The organism is Microbacterium sp. W4I4, assembly GCF_030816235.1.
GTDB lineage: Bacteria > Actinomycetota > Actinomycetes > Actinomycetales > Microbacteriaceae > Microbacterium.
On sequence record NZ_JAUSXT010000001.1, the window covers coordinates 3344632 to 3369690 of the forward strand.

The window sequence follows — 25059 nt, forward strand, 5'->3', positions numbered from 1 at the left end:
GGGAGTCGTGCCGCGCAGCGAAAGAGTGAGAGTGCACATCGAACACAGAAGGGTACGACGATGAAGACACTGGCTGAACCGACCCGGGTCAGGGCGGCCGAGATCCCGCTGGGGACGGGGTCGAGCAGACGATTCGAAGGACGCGACCACGGGGCGGCCGTGTCGTACTTCTACATCGATAACCAGCCGGGTCAGGGATCAGGGCTGCACTGGCATCCGTATCCTGAGACCTGGGTGCTGCTCGAAGGCGAGGCGACCTTCCAGGTCGATGACCAGCTGATCCGTGCCGCGGCCGGCGACACCGTCACCGGTCCGGCGTTCGTGCCGCACCGCTACACGAACACCGGTACCGGAGCGATGCGACTGATCTGCATACACGCCTCGTCCGTGATGATCCAGACAGACCTCGACTGAACCACCATCGAACCTCCATCGAACGGAACACCTCATGTCCTTCCAGGCATACCTCGACAACATCGAGACCAAGACCGGCCTGACCCCGCGCCAGTTCATCGAACTGGCCACGGAGCGCGGCTTCGGTCCCGACACGAAGGCCACACCGATCCTTGAGTGGCTGAAGGCCGACCACGACCTCTCCCGCGGCTACGGGATGGCTCTCGTGCACGTGATCACCAAGGGCCCGCAGATCAGTGCGAAGCACGTCGGGTCGGATGGCGCCCACGCCGATCCGACCGACCGGCTGTGGCTGGACGGTAGAGCCACGAACCCCGAGAACGCCTGAGGAGGCGCACCCATGGCTGTGAAGGTCGATCTCAACATCTCTCTGGACGGCTTCGCCACGACGACCGATCAGACGCCCGAGAACCCGTTCGGCGATGACTGGCAGCGCCTGGTCGCCGCGTATGTCGGCACCCGGACGATGCGGGAGCGCGTGCTCGGCGACACCTCAGGAGCCGGCACGACGGGCATCGACGAGAAGTACGCGAGCGCTTACTTCGAGGGCACCGGCGCCGAGATCATGGGCGCGGGCATGTTCGGCCTGCACCAGAACGCCGACGACCCCGACTGGCGCGGCTGGTGGGGAGATGAGCCGCCGTTCCAGGTGCCCGTCTTCGTGCTCACGCACACAGCGCGCGCATCGATCGAGTTCGACACCGGCACGGTGTTCCACTTCATCGAGGCGTCACCGCAGGACGCACTGGCGCGAGCTGCAGAGGCGGCGGACGGCGGAGATGTGCGCGTGGGCGGCGGCGTCGACGTGGTGCGGCAGTTCCTGGCAGCGCGACTCGTCGACCGCATCCACTTCGCGGTCGCGCCGATCGTGCTCGGTCGTGGGGAGCGGATCTGGGACGGACTGCGCGGACTGGAAGCCGAGTACGAGGTCACCAGCGAGGTGGCCGAGAGCGGCGTGACGCACCTGAGCTTCCGGCGCTGACCGGCTTCCGGATGCCGACGCGGCTCACTCGGTCGCGCCGTCCTCCGCTGCCTCGTCTTCGATCTCCCCGACGGATCCGCCGCGCCGGCGCCGCTCGTAGAGCTCACGCGAACTCTGCGAGAGCGGCGTGCGCAGGAAGAGCAGCGAGATGCTCATGCCGATGAGAGCGGCGAAGAGTGCTGCGAGCCACCAGAACTCGCGGAAGATCGGGAAGAGCCACATGATCGCCAAGGGCACGAGGAACGCCAGCAGCCGCAGCACGGTGTAGACGAGGAGGGGTGGCAACTTCTTCACGCCCCAAGTCTAGGAGCGGCGATTAGGCGCCGGCTGTGCGGTGGCGATGGGTGCGGCTTCGGATGCCGTGCCCAGGCCGCTCATCGCAGGCGGACCTACACTGGAAACATGGCACGTTTCCTGATCATCGGCGGATTCCTCGCCGTTGTGTTCTGGGTCTACAGCATCGTCGACTGCGCCGTGCAGCCGGCGACGCGGCACCGGGGCGTCTCCAAGTCCGTCTGGGTGCTCATCGTCGTGCTGCTTCCCGTCATCGGCGGCATCCTCTGGTTCACCCTCGGTCGCCTGAGTCGCGGCGAGGTCGACACCGGGTACGTGGTCCCTCCGGATGATGACCCGCAGGTGCTGCGTCGCATGGGCAATGCCGAGCAGGACGCCCGCATCCGCGAGCTGGAAGAGGAGCTCGCTCGGCTCGATGACGAGTCCGACGGCGCGGATCCGCGCTCGTGACGGCGTCGCCGGCGAGTGACGCGGCGGCCGAGCTCCTCACCGAGCTGATCGGGAACGGCGTGCGCGACCTCGTGCTCTCGCCGGGGTCGCGGTCGCAGGCGATCGCTCTCGCCGCGATGGAGCTGTCGCGCAGCGGTGCACTGCGCGTGCATGTGCGCATCGATGAGCGGGTCGCAGGATTCACCGCCCTCGGGATCGCCCGCGAGACGGGTCTGCCGGTACCCGTGGTCTGCACATCGGGGACGGCGGCCGCCAATCTGCTGCCGGCCACGATGGAGGCGTTCCACTCGGGAGTGCCGCTTCTGCTGCTGACCGCCGACCGTCCGCCGGAGCTGCGCGGCGTGGGCGCGAACCAGGCCACCGTGCAGCCTGGGCTGTTCGGCGCCTTCGTGCGGATGGCTGTGGATGCCGAAGTGCCGTCGGCCGACGCAGGGGACGCGACTGTCTGGTCAGGTTTGGCTTCGCACGCGATCGAAGCGTCGCTGGGCATCGCGGGCAACGGAATCCCCGGCGTCTCGGGGCCGGTGCATCTGAACCTTCCCGCGCGCGATCCGCTGTCCGCCGCCGGTTCCGTCAGCGCCGCGCCCGGTCCCGCGCCCGCACGGGTCGCGGCCGCGCCGCTCGTGCTGGAGCGCGGTCCGCGCACGATCGTGATCGCCGGTGCGGATGCCGGTGCGGATGCCGAGGCGCTCTCGCACGCGGGAAGCTGGCCGCTCATCGCCGAGATCGTCAGCGGAGCCCGGTTCGGCCGCCTCGTCGTGCACGGGTACCGCGAACTGCTGCGCGACGAATCGCTCGGCGGACGGGTGGAACGCGCGGTGATCTTCGGGCATCCCACGCTCAGCCGTGAGGTGGCCGCCCTGCTGGCTCGCACCGACGTGGACGTCGTCGCGGTGCGCCGCGGCGGCGAGGAGCTCAACCTCAACGGGCGGACGCGGCCGGCGGATGCCATGTCCGTGGCGGACGGGCCCGCCGACCGGCAGTGGCTCGGCGCCTGGATGAACGCCTCGGCTGCCGCCGTGGTGGATCTCAGCGCACCCGCCCCCGATCAGGAGGGCCTGTCTTCGGCGGACAAGAACGCACGGCTCGGTGCGGTGCGCGCCGAGTTGGAAGCCGTGCGGAAGCGGGTCGATCGGCAGCTGCTGGCGGATGCGGTGTGGCGTGCGACCTGGCCGCACGATCGGCTCGTGTTCGGGTCGTCGCGACTCGTCCGTGTCGCCGATCAGGTGCTCGGCGGCAAGAAGGTTCCGGTGCACTCCAACCGCGGGCTCGCGGGGATCGACGGCACCATCGCGACGGCGATCGGCATCGCCCTGGCCAGTCAGGCGGCGGGCGCCGCGGGCGTGACCCGGGTCCTGCTCGGCGATCTGGCGTTTCTGCACGATGTCGGCGCGCTGCTCCTGCCGGAGGGCGAAGCGCGACCTCGCATCCAGGTGATCGTCGGCAACGACGGCGGCGGAACGATCTTCGACGGCCTCGAGGTGGCGGCATCCGCCCCCGCTGAGGATCTCGACCGAGCCTTCTACACGCCGCAGTCGGTGGGGCTGCGTGAACTCGCCGCCGCCTACGGGTGGGAGTTCACGCAGGTGGCGACGCGATCGGCCCTGGATCAGGCGCTGACCTCGCCCGCGGCAGGTCCGCAGATCATCGAGGTCCCGCTGGAGCGCTGACTCGGCGCGCTCGACGTGTTCGGCGCGCTCGCCGTACCGTCACTCCAGGCGCTGCGTGATATCGCCGACGTCGGCACTGGCGTACCGCTCCCCCTCGTGCTCGCCCTGCTCGAGCTCGTACAGGTCGGCCTTCTGCGGGGCGATCGCCAGCGCCTCGACGGGCGAGGTGTCCGAGAGCACCTCGTCCAGGCCCTGCAGGGCACTGAACCTGCGCGCCTGCGTGACGACGTTGCGATCCAGGGATCCCGCGAACCTGTTGTACGCGTCGACCGTGGTGTTCAGGCTCCGCCCCAGCTTCGCCAGGTGCTGTCCGAGCGTGCCCAGCCGCTTGTGCAGCTCTTTGCCGACCGTGAAGATCTGCTGCGCCTCCTGCGCGAGCTGGTCCTGACGCCAGGCGTGCCCGACCGTGCGCAACAGGGCGATCAGCGTCGACGGCGTGGCGATCACCACGTTGCGCTCGAACGCGTACTCGTACAGCGTCGAGTCCTGGTCGAGCGCCGCGGCGAGGAACGGCTCCGCGGGTACGAACATCACCACGAACTCGGGGGAGCCGGCCACGACATCCCAGTACTCCTTCGTGCCGAGGTCGTCGATGTGCTTCTTGAGATGGCGGGCGTGGGCCTGCAGGCGCTGTGCGCGCACGGTGTCGTCGGTGGCCTCCATGGCCTCGAGGTAGCCGTTGAAGGCGACCTTCGAATCGACGACCACACGCTTGTCGCCGGCGAGGTGAACGACCATGTCGGGGCGCAGCGCACCTTCATCAGTGGAGTGGTGCAGCTGCTCGTCGAAGTCGACGTGATTGATCATTCCCGACGCTTCCACCACGCGACGCAGCTGCAGCTCGCCCCATCGCCCCCGCACCTGGGGGGCCCGCAGCGCGTTCACGAGCTTGCGCGTCTCGGAGCCGAGCGTCTCGGACGACTGCCGCATGAACTGCAGCTGCTCGGTGAGCGCGGCGTTCGCCTCGAGCCGCGTCTTCTCCGCGGTGGTCATCTCGGTCTTGACCGTGTCGAGCGTCTTCTGGATCGGCTCGATCAGCTGCTGCACGGCATCCTGACGCTTCTGCAGTTGCGGCAGCGCCCTCGCTCTGGCTGCGCTTGAGGCGCTCCTCCGCCTGCTCCAGGAACACCTTCGAGTTGGCTTCCAGCGCCCGTCTGCTCAGCGCGTCGAACTCGTCGGACAGCCGCTTCTGGTCGGCCTTCAGCTCTTCCAGCCGCTCGGCCGCGCGAGAGCGCTCGGCCGCGACATCCGCGTCCGCCTCCTCGCGCACCTCCGCGAGCCGGCGCACGTGCTCGGCGCGCACCTCGCCCAGCCGCGCCTCGGCATCCGTCTTCGCCTGCGCGACCGCTGCCTCGCCTGCCGCGCGCACCTCCGCGACACGGCGCTCGCTCAGTGCCCGCTCGTCCCGCACGCGCGCGGTCACCTCGGCGCGCAGCGCCTCGGCCTCCCGCTCGAGCGAGTCCGTGCGCAGACGGGCGGACTGCGCCTCTGCCCGCACTGCGGCATCCGATGCCCTGCCGCGCAGCATCCCGAGAACGAACCCGAGGCCACCGGCGAGAGCCGCGGCGATCACCGCGACCACGATGACGAGAAGCGAAGTGTCCATGAGGCGATTGTGCCCCGGGCCTCGGACACCGGGCCGAAGGCGGGCATGATGTCTCCATGGGAAAGCACACCTGGACCGACCGACCGAGTGACATCCTGCGCGTGGAGAAGGGTGCTGCACTCGATGCCGTGGCCCCGGACAGCACCCCGGGCTTCAGCGGGGACAAGGCGGCCGGCGAAGCGCAGCTCAAGGCGCGGCGCAAAGCGCTGGGCGAATTGCAGGAGCGGCTCTTCGCGGGATCGCGCGCAGGCGAGGCGACGGATGCGGTGCTGCTCGTGCTGCAGGCCATGGACACCGCGGGCAAGGGCGGCATCGTGCGGCATGTCGTCGGCGGAGTCGATCCGCAGGGCGTCGAGCTCGCCGCGTTCAAGGCGCCGACGACCGAAGAGCTGGAGCACGACTTCCTCTGGCGCATCGAGAAGCGCCTGCCGCAGCCCGGGTTCATCGGCGTCTTCGACCGTTCGCACTACGAGGACGTGCTGATCGGCAAGGTGCGCGGCCTCGCCGGCCCTGAGGAGATCGAGCGTCGCTATGACGCGATCGTCGAATTCGAGCGGCGCGTCGCGGCATCCGGCATCCGCATCATCAAGGTCATGCTGCACATCTCCCCGGACGAGCAGAAGGAGCGTCTCGCCGAGCGCCTGGACCGTCCCGACAAGTACTGGAAGTACAACCCCGGCGATGTCGACGAGCGCCTGCGCTGGAACGACTACATGGCTGCGTACCGTGACGTCGTCGAGCGCACGTCCGCGCCCGAGGCGCCCTGGTCCGTCGTCCCCGCGAACCACAAGTGGTACGCGCGCCTCGCCGTGCAGGAGCTGCTGATCGATGCGCTGGAGGACATCGACCCGCAGTGGCCGAAGGCCGACTTCAACGTCGAGGCAGAGAGGAAGAGGCTCGCCGCGAGCTGAGCCGACTCAGCGCTCGACGAGCAGCGCCGTACCCTGACCGACTCCGACGCACATCGTCGCGAGACCGCGACGAAGGTCGCCGCGTTCGAGGCGAGACAGAAGCGTCACGACGATCCGCGCGCCGGAGGAGCCGAGCGGATGCCCGAGCGCGATCGCCCCGCCCCAGGCATTGACCCGGTCCGCATCGAGGTCGAGCGCATCCATGCAGGCGAGGGACTGCGAGGCGAAGGCCTCATTGAGCTCGACCGCGTCCACCTCGTCGACAGTCCACCCTGCACGACCCAGTGCCTTTCGTGTGGCCTCCACCGGGCCGAGACCCATGATCTCCGGCTGGAGAGCGGATGCCGCATGCGCCACGATGCGTGCTCGCGGGATGAGTCCGAGCTCACGCACCGCGCGGTCGCTGGCCACCAGCACGGCCGAGGCGCCGTCGTTGAGACTGCTGGAGTTCCCGGCCGTCACGACCGCACCACCTGAGACCACAGGGCGCAGACGCCCCAGTGCCTCGATGCTCGAGTCGGCGCGCGGGCCCTCGTCGAGGCGGACGGTGCCGCCGGTGACCGGAACCTCGACGATCTCATCGTCGAACATCCCGTCCGTCTGCGCCTGCAGGGCGCGTCGGTGGCTCTCCAACGCGAACGCGTCGGCACGGTCGCGGTCGATGGCACGGCGCTCGGCGACGAGCTCGGCCGTCTCGGGCATGCTCAGTGTCGCATTCTCGCGCTGGGCCAGTCGTGGGTTGACGAATCGCCAGCCGATCGAGGTGTCGAAGCTCGCACCGGGGCCCGCGAAGGCGCGCTCCGGTTTCTGCTGCACCCAGGGCGCGCGCGACATGGACTCCACGCCGCCGGCGATGACGAGGTCCGCCGATCCGGAGGCGATCAGTGCGTGCGCGGTCGTGATCGCCGTCATGCCCGAGGCGCACAGCCTGTTCACGGTGTACGCAGGCAGGCCGTCGGGGAGCCCCGCCAGCAGCACCGCCATGCGGGCCACGTTGCGGTTGTCCTCGCCGGCTTGGTTCGCGCAGCCCAGGATCACCTCGTCGAGCCTGGCGGGATCGACGCCGGTGCGTTCGACGAGGGCGCGCAGGGTGAGGGCGGCGAGGTCGTCGGGCCTGACGCGCGAGAGCGCACCGCCGTACCGTCCCACCGGCGTGCGCACCCCGCCGACGAGGTGGACGGTCTCGGTCATCGGGCACCGCCGTTGATATAGAGCGTCTGGCCGGAGACGTAGGATGCGTCGCGGCTCGCGAGGAAAGCGATGACGGATGCGACCTCCTCCGGTTCGCCGACGCGCCGCAGGGGAGTGGCCAGGGCCGCGCGATCCTGATGGTCCGTCGCGGTCATCCCGACTCGGGACGCGGTCGCCGCCGTCATTGCCGTGGCGATGTATCCGGGTGCGACGGCATTGACGCGGATGCCGAAGGGGCCGAGCTCGATCGCCGCCGTCGCCGTGAGCGCCTGGATGCCGGCCTTCGCGGCGGCGTAGTTCGCCTGTCCGCGGGCACCGAGGGCCGAGCGGCTGGAAAGGCTGACGATCGCCCCTGACATCGCCGGCGTCATCCAGCGCTGTGCGGAGCGGATGCCGTGGAACGCGGAGCTGAGGTTGGTGCGCAGGACCAGGTCCCAGTCGTCAGGGCTCATGCGGAACAGCAGGTCGTCCCTGGTGAGACCGGCGTTGTTGACGAGCACGTCGAGGCGGCCCTCTGCTTCTGCGAACGCGCTGAAGGCGGCATCCACGGCCTGAGAATCGGTCATGTCGGCGGCGAGACCGACGGCGCTGCCGCCAGCGGAGACGACGACCGGGTCGGCGGTGATCGACGTCGCCGTGCTCTGGGCCGCGTCGAGCACGAGGTCGAGCACCGCGACCCTGGCGCCCTCCCTGGCCAGCCGCAGTGCGGTGGCGGCGCCGATGCCGCGGGCTGCTCCCGTGACGATGACTGTCTGTCCCTCGAAGCGCATGACGCTCTCCTTCTCGCTCACTTGAATGCCGAGACGCCGGTGATCTCGCGGCCGATCAGCAGCGCTTGGATGGTGTCGGTGCCCTCGTAGGTGTACACGACCTCCATATCCGTGAGGTGCCGTGCGACATGGTTCTCCAGCAGAAGACCGTTCCCGCCGAGGATGTCGCGGGCCTCGGAGCACACCCAGCGACCCTTCTCGGCGGTGAACATCTTCGCCACGGACGCCATCGGCCCGGTCAGGTCGCCCTCGTCCTGGAGCTCGGCGAGGCGGAAGCACATCAGCTGCATGGCGGTGATCTCGGCGAGCATCTTCGACAGGCGCTGCTGCACGATCTGGTGCCCCGCAATCGGCTTGCCGAACTGCACGCGGGTCTTCGCATACGCGACGGCGATCTCATAGGCGGCCATCGCGTGACCGGTCGCCTCCCACGAAGCACCCGAGCGCGTGCGCGCCAGCACGGCACTCGCATCGCGGAAGGAGGTCGACTTCGCGAGCAGGTTCGCCGCGGGCACGCGCACGTCGACCAGGGTGATGTCCGGCTGCAGGATGGCGCGCTTGCCGATCTTGCCGGTGATGACCTCGGCACGGTAGCCCGCAGGGTGGCTGCCGTCGGCATCCTTCTCGATGATGAAGGCCTTCACCTTGCCGTCGGCGGTGTCCCGCGCCCAGAGCACGACGACGTCGGCCGAGTGGCCGTTTCCGATCCAGCGCTTCGCGCCATTGATGACGTACTCGTCGCCGTCGAGCGTCGCCGAGGTCTCGAGTGCGACGGAGTCCGAGCCGTGGCCGGGTTCGGTGAGCGCGAAGGCGCCGATCTTCTCCAGCCGGGACATTCCGGGCAGCCATCGCTGCTTCTGCTCCTCGGAGCCGAGCAGGTCGATCGTGCCCATGCTCAGTCCGGACTGCACGCCGAGGAAGGTGTTGATGCTGCCGTCGCCTCGCGACATCTCCAGCGCGACGAGTCCCGCGGCCAGGGGGCTGAATCCGGGGCATCCGTACCCCTGGATCGTCGTGCCGATGATCCCCAGCTCGGCGATGTCGGGCACGAGTTCCTGCGGGAACTCCGCTCGTTCCCAGTAGTCGTTGATCACCCGAAGCAGCCGGTCGTCGACGAATCGGCGAACACGGGAGACGATCTCCTGCTCCTGGGGGGTGAGGTGATCCATGAGCAGGAAGAAGTCGGTCGCCTCGCGCTCTGCGGTGATGGTGGTCACGATTTCCCTTGGGTCGGATGGCACTTGCAAACGTCAAGTGTAATCCTTACACTAATTACGCTGAGCATCACTCCCGGCCGTGCGACCCGCACGAATGTGCACAGCCCCGCAGATCAACGAGGACCCGCCATGCCCAAGACGCTGCAGACATCGCAGCTCGCGCCCCACGTCGGCGCCGAGCTCGGTGTCAGCGACTGGCTGCTGATCGACCAGAACTGCGTGGACGTGTTCGCCGCAGCCACGGGGGACGAGCAGTGGATACACACCGATCCGACGCGCGCGGCAGGCGGCGTCTACGGGACGACGGTCGCGCACGGCCTGCTCACGCTCTCGCTTCTGCCGCAGCTGGCGGCTCAGGTCTACCGCATCGACGGCGCCCGCAGTCGCATCAACTACGGCTACGACCGGGTGCGCTTCCCGCAGCCCGTGCTCGTGGGCAGTCGCATCCGCGACCGGATCGTCCTCGACGCAGTCGAACCCGTCCCCACCGGACTGCGGGTGCGGATGACGCACACCGTGGAGATCGAGGGGACCGACCGTCCGGCGTGCGTCGCCTCTGCACTGCTGCAGCTGATCATGGAGGAGGGCGCATGACCTCGCGTCTGGCCGACTCGCGCCCGGGGCCGCTGGATGGGATCGTGGTCGCTGATCTCTCGCGCGTGCTCGCGGGCCCTTACTGCGCCATGCTCCTCGCCGATATGGGTGCGACGGTGATCAAAGTCGAGAACTCCGTCGGTGACGACACGCGTCGGTTCGCGCCACCCGTCCACGAGGACGTCGCGACGTACTACCAGTCGGCCAACCGCAACAAGCGCTCCATCGTCCTGGACTTCACCGATGAGGGCGATCTCGCGATCGTCAAGGACATCATCCGCGAGGCCGACGTCGTCGTCGAGAACTTCAAGGCAGGCGGGCTGCAGCGGTTCGGGCTGGACTACGAGAGCGTGCGCGTCGATCGCCCGGATCTCGTGTACGCGTCGATCACCGGATTCGGGACCGGCAAGGGCGCGCGGTTCGCAGGCTACGACCTCATGGTGCAGGCTCTCAGCGGCTTCATGGACACCACCGGCCCGGAGGACGGCGAGCCGCACCGCGCCGGATTTGCGATCTTCGACGTGTTCACCGGCCTGCACACCGCCCTCGGGATCCTCGCAGCGCTGCGCCACCGTGACGCGACAGGGCTCGGCCAGCTCATCGAGACCAACCTCCTCTCCTCCGCACTGTCGTCGATGGTGAATCAGGCGCAGGCGTACGCCGCAGCCGGGATCTCACCACGGCGCATGGGCAACCAGCATCCGAGTCTCTACCCGTACGAGCCGTATCCGACTGCCGATGTCGCGATCATCATCGCCGTCGGCAATGACGGCCAGTTCTCCCGGCTCTGCTCGGCTCTCGGCCGAGACGAGCTGGCGACCGACGACCGCTTCGCGACCAATGCGCTGCGCAACAGGCACCGAGACGCCCTGCGGCCGGAGATCGTCGCCGCGCTGGCCGCTCGCGGCGCGGCGGAGTGGTTCGAGCTGTTCACGGATGCCGGCGTGCCGAGCGCGCCGATCCAGACCATCGCCGGGGGAGTGGACTTCGCCGAGAGCATCGGCCTGGAGCCCGTGGTGCACGCCGGAGGCGGCCTTCCCGTCATCCGCAATCCACTCAGCTTCTCCCTGACACCCGTCGACTACCCCCTGGCGCCCCCTGCCCTCGGCGAAGGCGCATCGGAAGTGCTCCGCCGACTCGGCACCGACTCATCGAAGGACAATGCATGACCACGACCGGATTCGCAGCCGTCGACCGGCTGCTCGACCTGGATGACCGGGTGTCTCCCGAGGATCGCGCCTGGGAGCAGAAGGCCGTCCGCCTGACCGCCGACCTCATCCGTCCCCACATCGAGGACGATTTCGAAGCCGCGCACTTCCGCGCGGAGATCCTCCCGGCCTTCGCCGAGGCGGGTCTGCTCGGCATGCACCTGAATGCTCCCGGCTGCGCCGGTGCCGGCCCCATCTCCTACGGGCTGGTGTGCGCTGCCATCGAGGCCGGCGACAGCGGCTGGCGCACGTTCGTCTCCGTTCAGGGGTCGCTCGCGATGACCGCGATCGACAGGTTCGGGTCCGAGCATCAGCGGCAGACGCTGCTCCCCGAGATGGCGGCAGGGCGGATGCTGGGATGCTTCGCGCTCACCGAGCCCGCGGGCGGCAGCGACCCCGGTGCCATGACCACCACCGCCGTGCGCGACGGCGACGAGTGGGTGCTCAACGGCGCCAAGCGCTGGATCGGGCTGGCCACGATCGCGGACATCGCCATCGTCTGGGCGCGCACCGATGACGGCGTCCGCGGGTTCGTCGTTCCCACCGACACGCAGGGCTTCACCGCGACGCCGATCACGCAGAAGCACGCCATGCGCGCATCGATCCAGTGCGAGATCGACCTCGTCGATGTACGTCTGCCAACTGACGCCGTGCTCGAGCGCTCTCGCGGTCTCTCCGCCCCGCTCAGCTGCCTGAACGAGGCGCGATTCGGCATCTCCTGGGGCGTGATGGGGATCGCACGCGAGTGCCTCGCCATCGGAATCGACTACGCGCTCGAGCGACAGTCGTTCGGCTCCGCACTGGCCGGCAAGCAGCTGGTGCAGGCGCGACTGGCCGAGATGATGGTCGGATATCAGAACGGCATGCTCACGGCCCTGCACATCGCGGATCGCAAGGCCGCCGGAGTGCTCCAGCCCGCGCAGATCAGCATCGCCAAGCTCAACAACGTCCGCACGGCCATCGCCATCGCCCAGTCGACGCGCGAACTGCTCGCCGGCGACGGTGTCACCGGGCTGCATCCCGTCATGCGGCACATGGCCAACCTCGAAGCGGTGCGCACCTACGAGGGCACCGACGACATCCACGCACTCACGATCGGCCGGGCGCTCACCGGCGTATCGGCCTTCTGAGGAGCAGAAATGGTTGAGATCGCGGATCGCACCAAGCTCGCCCTGAAAGCGGCGCAGCTGTACTACGTGCGCGACCTGAAGATGAAGACGATCGCGGACTCGATGCACATGAGCCGCTCCTCCGTATCGCGGCTGCTCACGTACGCACGCGACACCGGGCTCGTCGACATCCGCATCAAGGCGCCCACGGATGGCATCTCCCGCCTGCAGCACGAGATCCGCCTTCGCGATGGAGTGACGGCGTACATCGTGCCCGTCTCCAGTGGCATGAGCGCACGCGACTGCTCGATGCAGGTCTCCCGTCATGCCGGCCGCATCCTGTCGGCGATGATCGAGCCCTCCACCGTCGTCGGCGTGGCGTGGGGCACGACCATGGCGGGCGTCAGCCGGCATCTGACCGAGCGCGCGCTGCACGACGTGACCATCGTGCAGCTCAACGGAGCCGCGCACCCCGAGAACTTCGGGATCGACTTCGCCGGCGACATCCTCGAGCGCTTCGCGGCGGCGTTCAGCGGCCGGGCCGAGCCCCTGCCCGTTCCCGCGTTCTTCGACGATCCGCTGACAAGACAGGCGATGTGGCGCGAGCGCAGCGTCGCACGCATCCTCGCGCTGCACCGTCGGATGGACGTGGCCGTCTTCGGCGTCGGAGCCTCCGGATCCGACATCCCCGGTCACGTGTACCGCGGGGGGTACCTCAGCGACGCTGATCGTGCGGACCTGGAGTCGGCCGGTGTGGTCGGCGACATCGCCACCCGGTTCGTCCGCGCTGATGGCAGCCACGACGGCCTGGCGCTCAACGAGCGCTCCAGCGGGCCCGACCTCGATGCACTGCGCCGCACCCCTCGTCGCATCTGCATCGTCGGAGACCGCAGCCGCATCCCGGCGGTGCGCGGTGCACTGGCGGCGGGCCTCATCACCGACCTGATCATCGACGAGCACTCGGCTCGCGAGATCACCAGCACGTATGTGCAGGGAGCTTGACCGCCATGACAACAGGCGGTTTGCTAGCCGAGATCTCGCGCATGCACGACCCCGAAGTCGAGACGCAGACACACCTTCATCACCCGGGACTCCGCATTCCCGCGCGGCTGTCCACCACCATGGAATGAGAAGAATGCAATGACGCACACACCACGAAAGACCGCGCGACGGGCTGTGATCGGTGGCCTCCTCGCCACTGCGATGGTCGTCGTCGCCGGCTGCAGTTCCGGCTCGGCAGGCGCTCCTGAAGGCGGCGGAGTCGGTACGGCCAAGAAGCCCGTCACCGTCCGCATGATCGCCAACGAGGCATTCGCGAACCAGTGGCAGGACCTGATGGTTCCGGAGTTCAACAAGAAGTACCCCAACATCAAGGTGCAGATCGACGGCGTGCCCTACGCCGAGCTGCTCGCCAAGAGCATGCTCGACCAGACCGGCGCCAAGCCGACCTACGACGTGATCATCGCGGACGACCCGTGGATCCCGCAGCTCGCGCAGACCGGCTCGCTGCTGGACCTGAAGAAGGACGCCAAGCAGTGGACCGAGGACGACTACGACTGGGACGACTTCTACGCCGCTCCGCTCGCAGCCGGTGAGTGGGATGGCGTGCAGTACGGCGTGCCCGTCCGCTCGAACCTGCTGCTGATGTTCACCAACAAGACGCTGTACAAGGACGCCGGCGTGCCGGTTCCCACCGACAAGCTCACCTGGGATGAGTTCTTCGAGCAGGCGCCGAAGCTCGTGCGCGACACCAACGGCGACGGCAAGGCCGACGTCTGGGCCACCGACACGTACTTCACGCGCGACTCACTCACCCCGACCGTCTGGCAGACGGTCCTCAACTCGGACGGCGGCCAGCTGCTCGACAAGGACAACAAGCCGGCGTTCGACAACGCCGAGGGTGTGAAGGCTCTGCAGACGCAGATCGACATGATCGAGTTCGCCCCTCCCGGAGCATCCACCCACGGTTTCAACGAGTCTCTCGAGGCGTTCCGCCAGGGCAAGGTCGCGAGCCTGTTCATGTGGGGCAGTGTGTTCAAGGGCACGGCCGTCGACCCCAAGACGACGACCCTGACTCCCGACCAGGTCGGCATCCAGGTCATGCCGGTCGGCGACAAGATGGCGGGTGCCCACCGCGGCATCTGGAGCGCCGCGGTGAGCTCGAAGAGCGCCAATCCCGAGGCCGCCTGGGCACTGACCCAGTGGCTGAGCTCGAAGGAGGGCGAGGTCTGGCAGGCCAACGAGCTCGGAGTGTTCCCCGCACGCAAGTCCACGCTCGCGTCGACTCCGCACGCCGGATCCGAATGGCTCGCTCCGGTCTTCACCGCGCTCGCCGAGGGCTTCCAGGCCGCCGGCGATGGCGAGATGTGGCGCCCGCGTCTGGCCGAGTCGGATGCTGTTCAGCAGATCCTCGCCACAGAGACCGCCCGCGCCACATCGGGTGAGGTCACTGCGAAGGAAGCACTGAAGAACGCCGCCGCTCAGATCGAAAAGCTGCTGGGCTGATTCATATGGCCAGGCTCTCTTCTCAGACGACGACGCACCCCAGCAGGCGCAGGACGCAGACCATCGACCTGTTCAGCAGGTGGAGCTTCCTCACACCGGCGACGGTCATCCTCGTGGCGGTGCTCGCCTATCCGATCATCTACACGGTCGTCATCAGTTTCTCGGAACTGAGCCTGGCCACCTTCAGCCCCAGCTCGTGGGTGGGCTTCGACCACTACGTCGACGCCCTCAGCAACCCGAACTTCCTCAACTCCATCCTCGTCACCGGCATATATCTGCTCTTCGCGCTCCCGATCCAGATGCTGCTGGGCTTCGGCACCGCATTCCTGATGAACGCCGAGTGGAAGGGACGCGGCGTCGTCCGCGCGCTCTTCCTCATCCCGATGGTCGTCGCGCCCGTCGTCGCCGGTGGTATCTGGCGGCAGCTGCTGGACCCCCTGTGGGGTGCGGTCAACTGGTTCATCGGGCTCTTCGGCGCCCCGGCGCTGGACTGGCTCGGCGATCCGACGCTCGCGATGATCACCATCGTGCTCATCGACACCTGGCGGTGGACTCCGTTCGTCGCCCTGATCGCTGCGGCGGCCATGCTGTCATTGCCCAGTGACGTCTTCGAGGCCGCGCGCATCGACGGCGCCAACTGGTGGCAGACGCTCACGAAGGTGACCATCCCGCTGCTGACCCCGATCATCGCCGCGACCTTCGTCGTGCGCTGGCTGGGGGCGGTGAAGATGTTCGACATCGTGCTCGCGTCGACCAAGGGCGGGCCGGGGCAGGCGACCAACGTGGTCAACCTGTACATCTACGAGGAGGCGTTCCGCGGCCTGCACTTCGCGGAGGCATCCGCCATGTCGGTCATCGTGCTCATCATCACGATGGTGCTCACCGCAGTGTTCCTGCGCGCGAGCAACAAGCTGGAGGAGAAGTTTTGAGCATCGCAGTGAGGTCCCATCGCACGCAGAGGCGCGTCGGTCATCAGGTGCGCATCTGGGCGGGCGTCATCGTCTGCCTGCTGTTCCTCTTCCCGGTGCTCTGGATGGTGATGACCTCCTTCAAGCTGCCGAAGGACATCTTCACCGTCCCCCCGACGATCTTCTTCACCCCGACGATCGAGACCTACACCAGCTATCTCCAGTACGCGGATGTGCCGCAGCGGATGCTGAACACGGTGATCGTCGCCTTCGGCGCCAGCATCGTGTCGATCGTCGCGGGAGCGATGGCCGGATATGCGCTGGCCCGCATCCGCATCAAGGGCGCGGCCACGCTGGGTGTGCTGATCCTCGCGTCGCGCGGCGTCCCGCCGATCGCCCTCGCCGTGCCGATGTTCCTCGTCGCACGCAACCTCGGCCTCGCCGACACGCATATCGTGCTGATCCTGGCGTACTGCTCGTTCCTGATCCCCTACGTGATGTGGCTGCTGCGCGGGTTCTTCGTCGCCCTGCCGAAGGAGCTCGAAGAGGCGGCGCAGCTGGACGGATGCTCCCGGATGGGCGCGTTCTTCCGGATCATCGTCCCGATCTCACTGCCCGGCATCGTGTCGGCGTTGATCTTCAGCGTGATCCTGGCATGGGAGGAGCTGCTGTTCGCCCTGGTGCTGACCAACAACTTCGCCACCACCATCCCCGTGGCCGTCGCCGGCATCGCCGGTGACACGGTCAACGGCGCCAACTGGGGCGCCCTCGCCGCCGTCGGCACACTCACCGTCATCCCGGTCGTGCTCTTCGCTCTTCTGGTGCAGAAGTGGCTGATCCGCGGGATGGCCGAAGGGGCGACCAAGGGATGACACTCGTGGGCGAAACGGAGATCACCGAGCGTGTCGCGCTGTCCCTGCCTGACGGCCGGGTCAACCCCGCAGCGATCGGCTGGTCCCGCACCCCGCTGCACGACACCGCGCTGCGCGGGTGGGGTCGTAACAAGCGGTTCGAGTACTGGTGCCTGATCACCCCCGAGCTCGTGACTGTGGTGAACATCTCGCACCACGACTACCGGGCGAACATCGCGGCGATGGCGATCGACCTGGACACCGGCGAGAAGGTGGCCATACGCAAGAACAAGTGGCTGCCTGGCCGGAACAACGTCCCGGTGACGCTGCACGACGCTCCCGCCGAAGGGCGCGCCGACGGCATCGTCGTGCGCATCGATCCGGATGCCGAGGGCGTGCGCCTGTACGCGAAGGGCACCGGCCTCGAGATCGACCTGCGGGTCGACATCGCGCCCGGCCGCGAGTCGATGTCGGTCGTCGTGCCGTGGTCGGCGCGCCGCTACCAGTACACCAAGAAGGACAACTGCCTGCCGGCATCCGGCACTGTCACCATGAACGGCGTCGCCCGCGAGGTCCGTCCCGCGGATGGGTACGTCATCCATGATCACGGGCGCGGGCGCTGGCCGTACCACACGAAGTGGAACTGGGGTGCGGGCAGCGGCACCACCGACGGCCACGAGATCGGTCTGCAGTTCGGCGGCAGGTGGACGGTCGGAACCCCGTCGACCGAGAACTCGATCCGCATCGACGGCCGCGTTCACAAGATCAGCGAAGAACTGGTCTGGGAGTACGACGACAGCGACTTCACAGCACCGTGGCGCATCACGGGTGAGCGCGTGAACCTCACATTCCAGCCGGTCCACTACCACCACCACATGTTCGACCGACGGGTCATCACCTCGCGCGGTGACCAGTGCTTCGGCACCTACAGTGGTGAGGTCGTCGCCGATGACGGCACCCGCTACGCGGTGCGCGACGTGTACGGACTGATCGAGGAGGTCGAGCGCAAGTGGTGAGCAATCTGTTCTCGCGTCCGGTGGCCAAGTCGGAGCGCGAGCACGTCGGCGGCGTCGTCGACCTGGTCGGGCCGCGCGATCATCTGAATCCTGCTGCGGCATCCTGGTCGCGCCACCCGCACATCCGCGCGAACATGCGCTGGTGGGGGCGTCGCAAGCGCTTCGAGTACTGGGCGATCTCAACACCCGATTTCGTGTTCGCCTTCAGCTTCTCGCACTCGGATTACCGGGGCGGCCTCGCGGTCTACTTCCTCGATCTGCACACGATGACCGAGGTGAACGACGGCGAGACCATCTGGCTGCCGGGCGCCTCCGATCTGCCCGAGGTCGCCGGTGCGGCGATGAGTCGGGTGACGAAGTCCACCTCCGTCTCGATCACTCCGGATGCCGAGGGCACGCTGCTGGAGCTGCGCGCCGCGCGCGTGAGCGCGCGCATCCGCATCCACGAGCCGGCGGGCCACGAGTCGATGGGCGTCGTCGTGCCCTGGACGTCACGCCGCTACCAGTACACCCGCAAGGACAACTGTCTGCGCCCCGAGGGCTGGGTCGAGGTCGACGGCGAGCGACGCGAGATCGCCCCCGCCGTCTCCTGGGCGGCGCTGGATGCCGGCCGCGGCAAGTGGCCGGCACAGGTCGTCTGGAACTGGGCGAGCGGATCCGGCATCACGGACGGGCACGAGATCGGCATCCAGCTGGGCGCGAAGTGGACCGACGGCTCCCCGGCGACCGAGAACGCGCTGCGCGTCGACGGGCGCCTGGAGAAGCTCAGCCATGACGTCGAGTGGCACTACGACACCAGTGACTTCACCAGGCCGTGGACGTTCACCGGTCCGCAGGTCGATCTGACGTTCACGCCGGTGCACAACCGGCACGCACTGGTGAAGAAGTACCTGTTCATGACCCGCGAGGATCAGGCGTTCGGATGGTGGGACGGCGAGATCCGTCTCGCGAACGGAGAGACCTACCGCGTGGAGCGGATCTTCGGCTGGGCGGAAGAGGTCCAGCGCCGCTGGTGACGAGTTCGGCATCCGGCTCGAGTGGGCCGGATGCCGCCTCACCAGGCCGAGGCCCGGATGACGGGCTTGTCGATGTTGCCGCGCTCGAGCACGAGGGCTTCGAACGCCTCGAGGTGCCGGTCCATCGCACGGGCGGCGCCGTCGCCATCACGATCCAGGATCTTGCGGACCACCTTCGCGTGCGCCGCTCGCGCATAGTCGAGGTCGTGCTCATCGAGGCCCTCGTCCGGGGTGTGCCAGCTCGCCAGCGACACGACGACCTTCTGGACGACGCGGAAGAACTCGTTGCCGGTGCACTCGGCGATGAGATCGTGGAAGTCGATGACCTGCGGAAGAGGATGCGGATTCTCGGCCACCGCCGCCTCGAGGAGGGTGCGCTGCTCGTCGGTGGCGTTCTCAGCGGCCAGACGTGCGGTCTCGCTCTCGATCAGCCGCCGGAACGTGAACATGTCGCCGAGGGTCGCCTCACTGCGAGCGAGGTGCATGGCGATCGTGCGCACCGTCGACTGCAGGTCCAGACGGCCCACCCGCAGGCCGCCACCTGGTCCGCGTCGAGAGACGATGAGTCCATCGGCTTCCAGCAGGCGAAGCCCCTCGCGCACCGTCGCTCTGCTCAGCCCGTACTTCTCGATCAGTTCCGCTTCCGAGAGGAACGGATCGCCGGGGCGCAGTTTGCCGCGCACGATCGTCGTGCGCAGCTCGTCGGCGAGGATGCTCGAGGCCTTGGGAACCTTCGTGCGCGCGTTGTCCATACGGATCGATTCGTCGGGACTCATGACAGCTCCGTGGGGATGCCCGTGACCACGGTCTTCGGATGCAGGTAGTGCTCGATCCCTTCGGTGCCGTTCTCGGCTCCCAAGCCGCTCAGACCGACGCCGGAGAACGGCGCCACGGCCGTGCTGACGAGGTAGCTGTTCACGCCCAGCATCCCCACCCGCACGCGTTCGCTGAGCAGCTGCGCGCGGCCGAGGTCGTTCGTGAACAGGTAGCCGGCGAGCCCGTACTCGGTATCGTTCGCGATGCGCACCGCGTCGTCGAGGGTGTCGTAGGGGATGAGCAGTGCGACGGGGCCGAACGGCTCCTCCTGCAGGATGCGTGCTTCCGCGGGGATGTCACGCAGGACGGTGGGCGCGTAGAAGTGGCCACCGTGTGCCTCCGCGAGGGACTGTCCGCCGGTGACCGCGATCGCACCGCGGCTCGTGGCGTCCTCGACCAGCGCGGCGAAATCGTCGTGGCGACGACGACTGCACATCGGACCGACGTCCACGCCGTCGGTGCTCCCGTCGCCGAGCGTGAGATCGCGTGCGACAGCCGCGAACTCCTCGACGAACTGCTCGTAGATGCTTCGTGCGACGAGGAAGCGGGTGGGGGAGATGCAGACCTGACCGGCATTGCGGAACTTGGTCCTGGCGCTCAGCTGCGCGACCTGCGCCACGTCGACGTCGTCGCACACGATGACGGGCCCGTGGCCGCCGAGCTCCAACGAGATCGCTGCGAGATTCTGCGATGCGAGCTGCATGAGCTGACGGCCCACGCGCACCGACCCGGTCAAGGAGACCTTGCGGATGACCTTCGATGAGATGAGCCGTTCGCTGATCTGCGCCGGGTCGCCGGTGACCGCGGCGATCACGCCTGCGGGGAACCCCGAGTCCTGGATCGCACGCACCATCGCCAGGCACGCTGAGGGCGACTCCTCGGCGGGCTTGAGGATGATGGGGCATCCCGCGGCGAGTGCCGGTGCGAGTTTGCGGGCTGCGAGCATCACCGGGAAGTTCCAGGGGGTGAAGGCGGCGACCGGTCCGATGGGTTCCTTCCGCACCTCGATGCGCACCCCATCGGTGGTGCCGTCGACGACGCGCCCGTAGATGCGGCGAGCCTCGTCCGCGTACCACTCGAACTGCTCCGCCGCGGTCGCCACCTCGGCACGGGACTCGTGCAGCGGCTTGCCCTGCTCCTGGGTCAGCAGCCGGGCGATCTCCTCCTGACGATCCATGATGTTCCGCGCGGCACCACGCAGCAGCTCGGAACGAGTCCATGCCGGCGTGCGCGCCCAGTCGTCCTGCACTCGCTCCGCCGCGGCGAGCGCTGCCTCGAGATCAGCCTCCCCGGCCCGAGGGACCGTGGCGACGATGGAGAGGTCGGCGGGATTCTCGACCTCGATGACGGCGCCGTCCGCTGCGGCGCGCCACTCCCCGTCGATGAGAAGGTGCTCGGTGCGCAGAGCGGACATGAGGGCTCCTTTCGGCCACTCTTCCTATTCAGCCACACCCTGAGCCGCGACGTCTGCGGGAACCCCTGCACATGTGTGCAGATTCAGGCAGGTGCCACCGGCTTGCGGGCGCGGTGCAGTGCGACGATCCCGAACGTGAGGTTGCGGTACTCGACATCCGTCCAGCCCGCCTCGCGGATCCAGATCGCGAGCGTGCGCTGGTCCGGCCAGTCGCGGATCGACTCGTTCAGATAGTCGTACGCGTCGCCGTTGGTGCCCGCCAGCCGCGCCACCCGCGGCAGCACCTGTGCGTTGTAGAAGCGGTAGAGGCCGCGGAACAGGGCGCCCGGAGGGGTGGAGAACTCGTTGATCACCAGGCGTCCGCCGGGCTTGGTCACCCGGAACAGCTCCGCCAGTGCCTTCTTCGGCTGCTGCACGTTGCGCAGGCCGTATGACATGGTGACGGCGTCGAACTCGTCGTCGCCGAAAGGCAGTGCCGTGGCATCCGCCTCGACGAAGGTGATGTTGGGCAGGTGCCCGTGGCGCTTGCGGCCTTCGGCCAGCATCCCGGGGGAGAAGTCCGCGGCGACGACCTGTGCGCCGCTGCCTGCCAGGGACGCGGATGAGGATGCCGTGCCCGCCGCGAGATCCAGAATGCGCTCGCCGCGCTTCGGCGCCACGGCGCGGGTGGTCGCCGCGCGCCACAGAGCATCATTGCCGAACGTCATCACGGTGTTCGTGCGGTCGTAGCCGGCCGCGACCTGGTCGAACATTCCACTGACGTGCGAGGGGTCTCTGCCGAGGTCGGCGCGGTTCGGCTCCATGCTTCGATCCTACGGCGGCGCGGGGACGCCACAGGTGTCGGCTCAGACGACGGATGTCGGCGCGGAAGTCGGATTTCGGCCGACATCCGTGGTCTCGGCCGACATCCGTGGTCGGCGCGCACGGACGACGACGTGACGCCGGTCGTAGACTCGGCGGGTGAGTGCGAATCGCCCCGAACCGGGCACCCTGATGATCTTCCAGTGGCGCAAATGGGACGGCTCGCCGCACTGGGCGAATGAGCAGATCTATCTCGGTGCCGACGAGTGGGGCGACTGGATCGGTCAGCCTGCCGGATGGCGCAGCAGCCGTCCGGGCCGCGAGTACATCGCCTCGTCCGTGGATGTCACCCTGATCCCGCGATCGGATGCCGAGCACGTCGCCGACCATGCGGTGACCGTGCATCGCCACCATGACAAGGGCATGCGCATCTACATCGACCTCGGCTGGGACATCCGATGGACGGATGCCGGCGGCACAGAGCCCACGACCGGTTGGCCGATCCTCGTGACCGGGATCGACATGGATCTCGACGTCATACGCGTCACGGGGGAGCGCGGCACCTGGGTGGACGACCGGGACGAGTGGGCCGAGCACAGCATCCGCTACGGCTATCCGGCCGACGTGATGGCCCACCTCGAAGCCCTGGCCCTGGATCTGGATGAGCGGGTCCGCGCGCAGGTCCCGCCTTTCGACGACGCCACGGCGGATGCCTGGCTCGACCGCCTCGAGGCCCTGGGGCTCGACCGGTGAGCAGCCGCGCGTGCGGGTCGCCCCGCGCACCCAAGTAGGCTGGTGATGTGAGCAGCATCCGCCTGGTCGCGCAGACCCGCGAGATCCCACCCGTCGATGATCTGCTGTCGCACACCTCCGCTTCGCAGCCGCTGGCCTGGTTGCGCCGCAGCGAGGGGATCGTGGCAGCGGGCGACGGGATCGTCGCATCCGTGCGCATCCCCGCGGGCCGGGGCCGCAAGCGCAGCGAGATCGTCGCGGACGCGTGGCGCGAGATCGCCGCGCCCGCCGAGATCGACGACCCGCTCGACCTCCCCGGCACCGGACTCGTCGCCTTCGGCGCACTGACCTTCGACGAGGACTCGTCCGCCGACAGCATCCTCATCGTTCCCGAGACCGTGATCGGCCGTCGAGACGGGCGCAGTTGGATCACCCGCATCCGCACCGCCGATCAGGACTTCGCGCCGGTTCCCGACGCCGTCGCGTACGCGACGCACTGGGCCGGCCGAGTCGGACCCGGCGCCCAGACCCCGCAGGGGTATCAGGATGCCGTGCGCCTGGCCCTCGCCGAGATCGCGGACGGCGCCTACAGCAAGGTCGTGCTCGCCCGCGACCTCACCGGCACGGTTCCCGGGGATGCCGACCTGCGCCGCCTCGTACGCGCGCTGTCGACCGGATACCCCGACACCTGGACCTTCGCCGTCGACGGACTCATCGGCGCGAGCCCCGAGACACTCGTCACCGCGCACGCGCGCACGGTCACCGCCCGCGTGCTCGCCGGCACGACGGGACGCGGCGCCGATCCGGCGGAGGATGCCGAGGCCTCCGCCGCGCTCGCCGCCAGCGCCAAGGACCTCGACGAGCACAGCTATGCCGTCCGCAGCGTGCTCGCCACCCTGCAGCCGCACACACGAACGCTCACGGCCAGTCCGCAGCCGTTCGTCCTCGAGCTGCCGAACCTGTTCCACCTCGCCACCGATGTCGCCGGCGAGCTCGACGACGGCGCCTCCTCGCTCGATCTGGTCGGCGCCATGCATCCCACCGCCGCAGTCGCGGGGACGCCGACGGATGCCGCGATCGCAGCGATCCGCCGGATCGAGCCCTTCGATCGCGGGCGCTACGCCGGACCGGTCGGCTGGATCGATGCCTCCGGTGACGGGGAGTGGGCGATCGCACTGCGCTGCGCCCAGTTCGGACCTGCCGTGCACGACGCCTCGGGCGCCCGTCGAGTGACCGCCTACGCGGGCGCAGGCATCGTCGCGGGCAGCGACCCGGAGTCCGAGCTGCTCGAGACCCGCGTCAAGTTCCGCCCCCTCGTCGACGCGCTCGCCTGACGGCATCCGGTCCACCGAGTCCTCGCCGGCCATGTGGCACACCTGCTCGATCTGCCCCGAGCATGTGGCGCACCTGGTCGGGTGAGCAGGGGTTTCAGGTCGCATGTGGCACACCTGTCCGGGTGCGGGCCGGGTCCAGCACCCGCGAACGTCGGCACCGGCGCGCGCAGGTAGGCTTGGGGCGTGACTTCGAGCCCCGTTACCCCGGGTTCGCGACTTGCGAGCCGTCTCGGCTTCAGCGACCGCGTCTTCCTCGGGCCTGCAGCCCGACGCGTCGCGTCGCGCATCGAGGACGGGCTCGAGCTGGTCGAGTCCGGACTCGCGGATGAGCTCAAGGTCGCCGACCCGGTCGCGGATGCCGCGGCGCGGTACCTCTACGAGGCCGGCGGCAAGCGCATCCGCCCCGTGCTCACCCTGCTCGCCGCCCAGCTCGGCGAGGGCAACGTGCCCGCCGTGATCGACATCGCGAAGGCGCTGGAGCTCACGCACCTCGGTTCGCTGTACCACGACGATGTCATGGACGGTGCCGACACCCGTCGGGGCGTGCCCGCCGCGCACGGCGTGTGGGGCAACAACGTCGCGATCCTCACCGGCGACATCCTCTTCTCGCGGGCCAGCCAGATCATGTCGCGCTACGGCGAGCGGGCCATGCGCCTGCAGGCCGACACCTTCGAGCGGCTCGTGCTCGGGCAGATGCACGAGACCGTCGGCGCTCAGCCCGATGACGACCCGATCGAGTTCTACATCCAGGTGCTCGCCGACAAGACCGGCTCGCTCATCGCCGCAGCCACGCAGGGCGGCGTGATCTTCTCCGATGCCCCCGCGGAGTTCGAGGAGCCCATGCGTGTCTACGGCGAGAAGGTCGGCGTGGCCTTCCAGCTGCTGGACGACGTGATCGACCTGTCGGCGGATGCCGAGGAGACCGGCAAGGTGCCGGGCACCGACCTGCGCGCCGGTGTGCCGACCATGCCGTCCCTGCTGTTGAAGACCGGCACCGAGCAGGCGGATATCGACTTGGCCCAGCGCATCGACGACGGCGTCGTGCGCATCGCCGAGGGTGCGGATCCCGCGATCCTCGACGGGCCGCTCGCAGAGCTGCGCGATCACCCCGCGACCGAGCGCACCATGGATCTCGCCCGAACCTGGACCGCAGACGCGGTCGCAGCCCTCGAGCCGCTGCCCAAGGGCACGGTGCGCGAGGCGCTGACCCGGTTCGCGCAGACTCTCGCTGATCGCAGCAGCTGACGGAA

Annotated in this window: 26 protein-coding genes; 18 read left to right on the forward strand and 8 right to left on the reverse strand. The window is 68.5% G+C overall.

Features of this window, described 5'->3' with window-relative positions; all coding sequences use genetic code 11:
* Window positions 1-60: 60 nt before the first annotated feature.
* The 3 genes from QF046_RS15775 to QF046_RS15785 are packed head-to-tail and all read left to right on the forward strand — an operon-like array spanning window position 61 to window position 1396.
* Window positions 61-414 (forward strand): cupin domain-containing protein, encoded by a 354-nt coding sequence (locus tag QF046_RS15775; protein ID WP_307371605.1) that lies wholly within the window; start codon window positions 61-63, stop codon window positions 412-414.
* Window positions 415-448: 34 nt separating this feature from the next.
* Complete coding sequence (locus tag QF046_RS15780; protein WP_307371607.1) at window positions 449-742, forward strand: DUF4287 domain-containing protein; 294 nt, start codon at window positions 449-451, stop codon at window positions 740-742.
* Window positions 743-754: 12 nt separating this feature from the next.
* Window positions 755-1396 carry a dihydrofolate reductase family protein gene (locus QF046_RS15785; RefSeq protein ID WP_307371608.1) on the forward strand — a complete coding sequence of 214 codons (642 nt, stop codon included), beginning with the start codon at window positions 755-757 and terminating at the stop codon, window positions 1394-1396.
* Window positions 1397-1420: 24 nt separating this feature from the next.
* On the opposite strand, the gene QF046_RS15790 is transcribed toward QF046_RS15785, so the two are convergent.
* Window positions 1421-1690: a DUF4229 domain-containing protein gene (locus QF046_RS15790; RefSeq protein WP_307371609.1), complete on the reverse strand. Its 270-nt coding sequence runs from the start codon at window positions 1688-1690 to the stop codon at window positions 1421-1423.
* Between the two features lie 108 nt (window positions 1691-1798).
* On the opposite strand from QF046_RS15790, the gene QF046_RS15795 reads away from it, so the two are divergent.
* Together QF046_RS15795 and menD are read left to right on the forward strand one after the other, a co-directional pair.
* On the forward strand, window positions 1799-2140 hold the full coding sequence (locus QF046_RS15795; protein ID WP_307371610.1) for a PLD nuclease N-terminal domain-containing protein: 342 nt from the start codon (window positions 1799-1801) through the stop codon (window positions 2138-2140).
* Window positions 2137-3810 carry a 2-succinyl-5-enolpyruvyl-6-hydroxy-3-cyclohexene-1-carboxylic-acid synthase gene (gene menD / locus QF046_RS15800; RefSeq protein ID WP_307371611.1) on the forward strand — a complete coding sequence of 558 codons (1674 nt, stop codon included), beginning with the start codon at window positions 2137-2139 and terminating at the stop codon, window positions 3808-3810. Before QF046_RS15795 ends, menD begins: the two co-directional genes overlap by 4 nt.
* Before the next feature lie 39 nt (window positions 3811-3849).
* On the opposite strand, the gene QF046_RS15805 is transcribed toward menD, so the two are convergent.
* Window positions 3850-4857 (reverse strand): DNA recombination protein RmuC, encoded by a 1008-nt coding sequence (locus QF046_RS15805; protein WP_307371612.1) that lies wholly within the window; start codon window positions 4855-4857, stop codon window positions 3850-3852.
* A gap of 615 nt (window positions 4858-5472) precedes the next feature.
* On the opposite strand from QF046_RS15805, the gene QF046_RS15810 reads away from it, so the two are divergent.
* Entirely contained in the window at window positions 5473-6327 is an 855-nt protein-coding gene (locus QF046_RS15810; RefSeq protein ID WP_307371613.1) for a PPK2 family polyphosphate kinase, read from the forward strand.
* Window positions 6328-6333: 6 nt separating this feature from the next.
* Here QF046_RS15810 and QF046_RS15815 read toward each other — a convergent pair whose 3' ends face one another.
* From QF046_RS15815 to QF046_RS15825, 3 genes are read right to left on the reverse strand one after another with little or no spacing between them, the layout of a single operon-like run.
* The gene (locus QF046_RS15815; RefSeq protein WP_307371614.1) at window positions 6334-7518 is read right to left on the reverse strand and encodes a thiolase family protein; all 1185 of its coding nucleotides are present in this window, start codon (window positions 7516-7518) and stop codon (window positions 6334-6336) included.
* Window positions 7515-8288 carry an SDR family NAD(P)-dependent oxidoreductase gene (locus QF046_RS15820; protein WP_307371616.1) on the reverse strand — a complete coding sequence of 258 codons (774 nt, stop codon included), beginning with the start codon at window positions 8286-8288 and terminating at the stop codon, window positions 7515-7517. The genes QF046_RS15815 and QF046_RS15820 overlap by 4 nt, the downstream gene beginning before the upstream one ends.
* 17 nt (window positions 8289-8305) lie before the next feature.
* Window positions 8306-9505 (reverse strand): acyl-CoA dehydrogenase family protein, encoded by a 1200-nt coding sequence (locus tag QF046_RS15825; RefSeq protein WP_307371617.1) that lies wholly within the window; start codon window positions 9503-9505, stop codon window positions 8306-8308.
* Between the two features lie 129 nt (window positions 9506-9634).
* On the opposite strand from QF046_RS15825, the gene QF046_RS15830 reads away from it, so the two are divergent.
* The 9 genes from QF046_RS15830 to QF046_RS15870 all read left to right on the forward strand — a co-directional run bounded on the left by QF046_RS15830 (window position 9635) and on the right by QF046_RS15870 (window position 18712).
* Window positions 9635-10099, forward strand: coding sequence for a MaoC family dehydratase (locus tag QF046_RS15830; protein WP_307371618.1), 465 nt, complete (start codon window positions 9635-9637; stop codon window positions 10097-10099).
* Window positions 10096-11268, forward strand: coding sequence for a CaiB/BaiF CoA-transferase family protein (locus QF046_RS15835; protein ID WP_307371620.1), 1173 nt, complete (start codon window positions 10096-10098; stop codon window positions 11266-11268). Before QF046_RS15830 ends, QF046_RS15835 begins: the two co-directional genes overlap by 4 nt.
* Entirely contained in the window at window positions 11265-12437 is a 1173-nt protein-coding gene (locus QF046_RS15840; protein WP_307371622.1) for an acyl-CoA dehydrogenase family protein, read from the forward strand. The genes QF046_RS15835 and QF046_RS15840 overlap by 4 nt, the downstream gene beginning before the upstream one ends.
* 9 nt (window positions 12438-12446) lie before the next feature.
* Complete coding sequence (locus tag QF046_RS15845) at window positions 12447-13418, forward strand: sugar-binding transcriptional regulator (protein ID WP_307371624.1); 972 nt, start codon at window positions 12447-12449, stop codon at window positions 13416-13418.
* A 138-nt stretch (window positions 13419-13556) separates the two neighbouring features.
* Window positions 13557-14921 carry a sugar ABC transporter substrate-binding protein gene (locus tag QF046_RS15850; protein ID WP_307371626.1) on the forward strand — a complete coding sequence of 455 codons (1365 nt, stop codon included), beginning with the start codon at window positions 13557-13559 and terminating at the stop codon, window positions 14919-14921.
* 5 nt (window positions 14922-14926) lie between these two features.
* Window positions 14927-15850, forward strand: coding sequence for a carbohydrate ABC transporter permease (locus tag QF046_RS15855; RefSeq protein ID WP_307371628.1), 924 nt, complete (start codon window positions 14927-14929; stop codon window positions 15848-15850).
* Window positions 15847-16701, forward strand: a complete 855-nt coding sequence (locus QF046_RS15860; RefSeq protein ID WP_307371629.1) for a carbohydrate ABC transporter permease — start codon at window positions 15847-15849, stop codon at window positions 16699-16701. Before QF046_RS15855 ends, QF046_RS15860 begins: the two co-directional genes overlap by 4 nt.
* A 5-nt stretch (window positions 16702-16706) precedes the next feature.
* On the forward strand, window positions 16707-17696 hold the full coding sequence (locus QF046_RS15865; RefSeq protein ID WP_307371632.1) for a DUF2804 domain-containing protein: 990 nt from the start codon (window positions 16707-16709) through the stop codon (window positions 17694-17696).
* Complete coding sequence (locus tag QF046_RS15870) at window positions 17690-18712, forward strand: DUF2804 domain-containing protein (protein WP_307371635.1); 1023 nt, start codon at window positions 17690-17692, stop codon at window positions 18710-18712. The genes QF046_RS15865 and QF046_RS15870 overlap by 7 nt, the downstream gene beginning before the upstream one ends.
* Window positions 18713-18750: 38 nt before the next feature.
* On the opposite strand, the gene QF046_RS15875 is transcribed toward QF046_RS15870, so the two are convergent.
* The 3 genes from QF046_RS15875 to QF046_RS15885 all read right to left on the reverse strand — a co-directional run bounded on the left by QF046_RS15875 (window position 18751) and on the right by QF046_RS15885 (window position 21745).
* A complete protein-coding gene (locus tag QF046_RS15875) occupies window positions 18751-19488 on the reverse strand; it encodes a FadR/GntR family transcriptional regulator (RefSeq protein ID WP_307371637.1) in 738 nt (245 codons plus the stop codon).
* Window positions 19485-20942 (reverse strand): NAD-dependent succinate-semialdehyde dehydrogenase, encoded by a 1458-nt coding sequence (locus tag QF046_RS15880; protein WP_307371638.1) that lies wholly within the window; start codon window positions 20940-20942, stop codon window positions 19485-19487. The genes QF046_RS15875 and QF046_RS15880 overlap by 4 nt, the downstream gene beginning before the upstream one ends.
* An 83-nt stretch (window positions 20943-21025) precedes the next feature.
* Window positions 21026-21745: a class I SAM-dependent methyltransferase gene (locus tag QF046_RS15885; RefSeq protein ID WP_307371640.1), complete on the reverse strand. Its 720-nt coding sequence runs from the start codon at window positions 21743-21745 to the stop codon at window positions 21026-21028.
* 157 nt (window positions 21746-21902) lie between these two features.
* Here QF046_RS15885 and QF046_RS15890 point away from each other — a divergent pair, with 157 nt between their 5' ends.
* The 3 genes from QF046_RS15890 to QF046_RS15900 all read left to right on the forward strand — a co-directional run bounded on the left by QF046_RS15890 (window position 21903) and on the right by QF046_RS15900 (window position 25054).
* Window positions 21903-22496, forward strand: coding sequence for a hypothetical protein (locus QF046_RS15890; protein ID WP_307371642.1), 594 nt, complete (start codon window positions 21903-21905; stop codon window positions 22494-22496).
* 47 nt (window positions 22497-22543) lie between these two features.
* A complete protein-coding gene (locus QF046_RS15895; protein WP_307371645.1) occupies window positions 22544-23809 on the forward strand; it encodes an isochorismate synthase MenF in 1266 nt (421 codons plus the stop codon).
* A gap of 183 nt (window positions 23810-23992) precedes the next feature.
* Window positions 23993-25054: a polyprenyl synthetase family protein gene (locus QF046_RS15900; protein ID WP_307371648.1), complete on the forward strand. Its 1062-nt coding sequence runs from the start codon at window positions 23993-23995 to the stop codon at window positions 25052-25054.
* The last annotated feature ends 5 nt before the right edge of the window (window positions 25055-25059 follow it).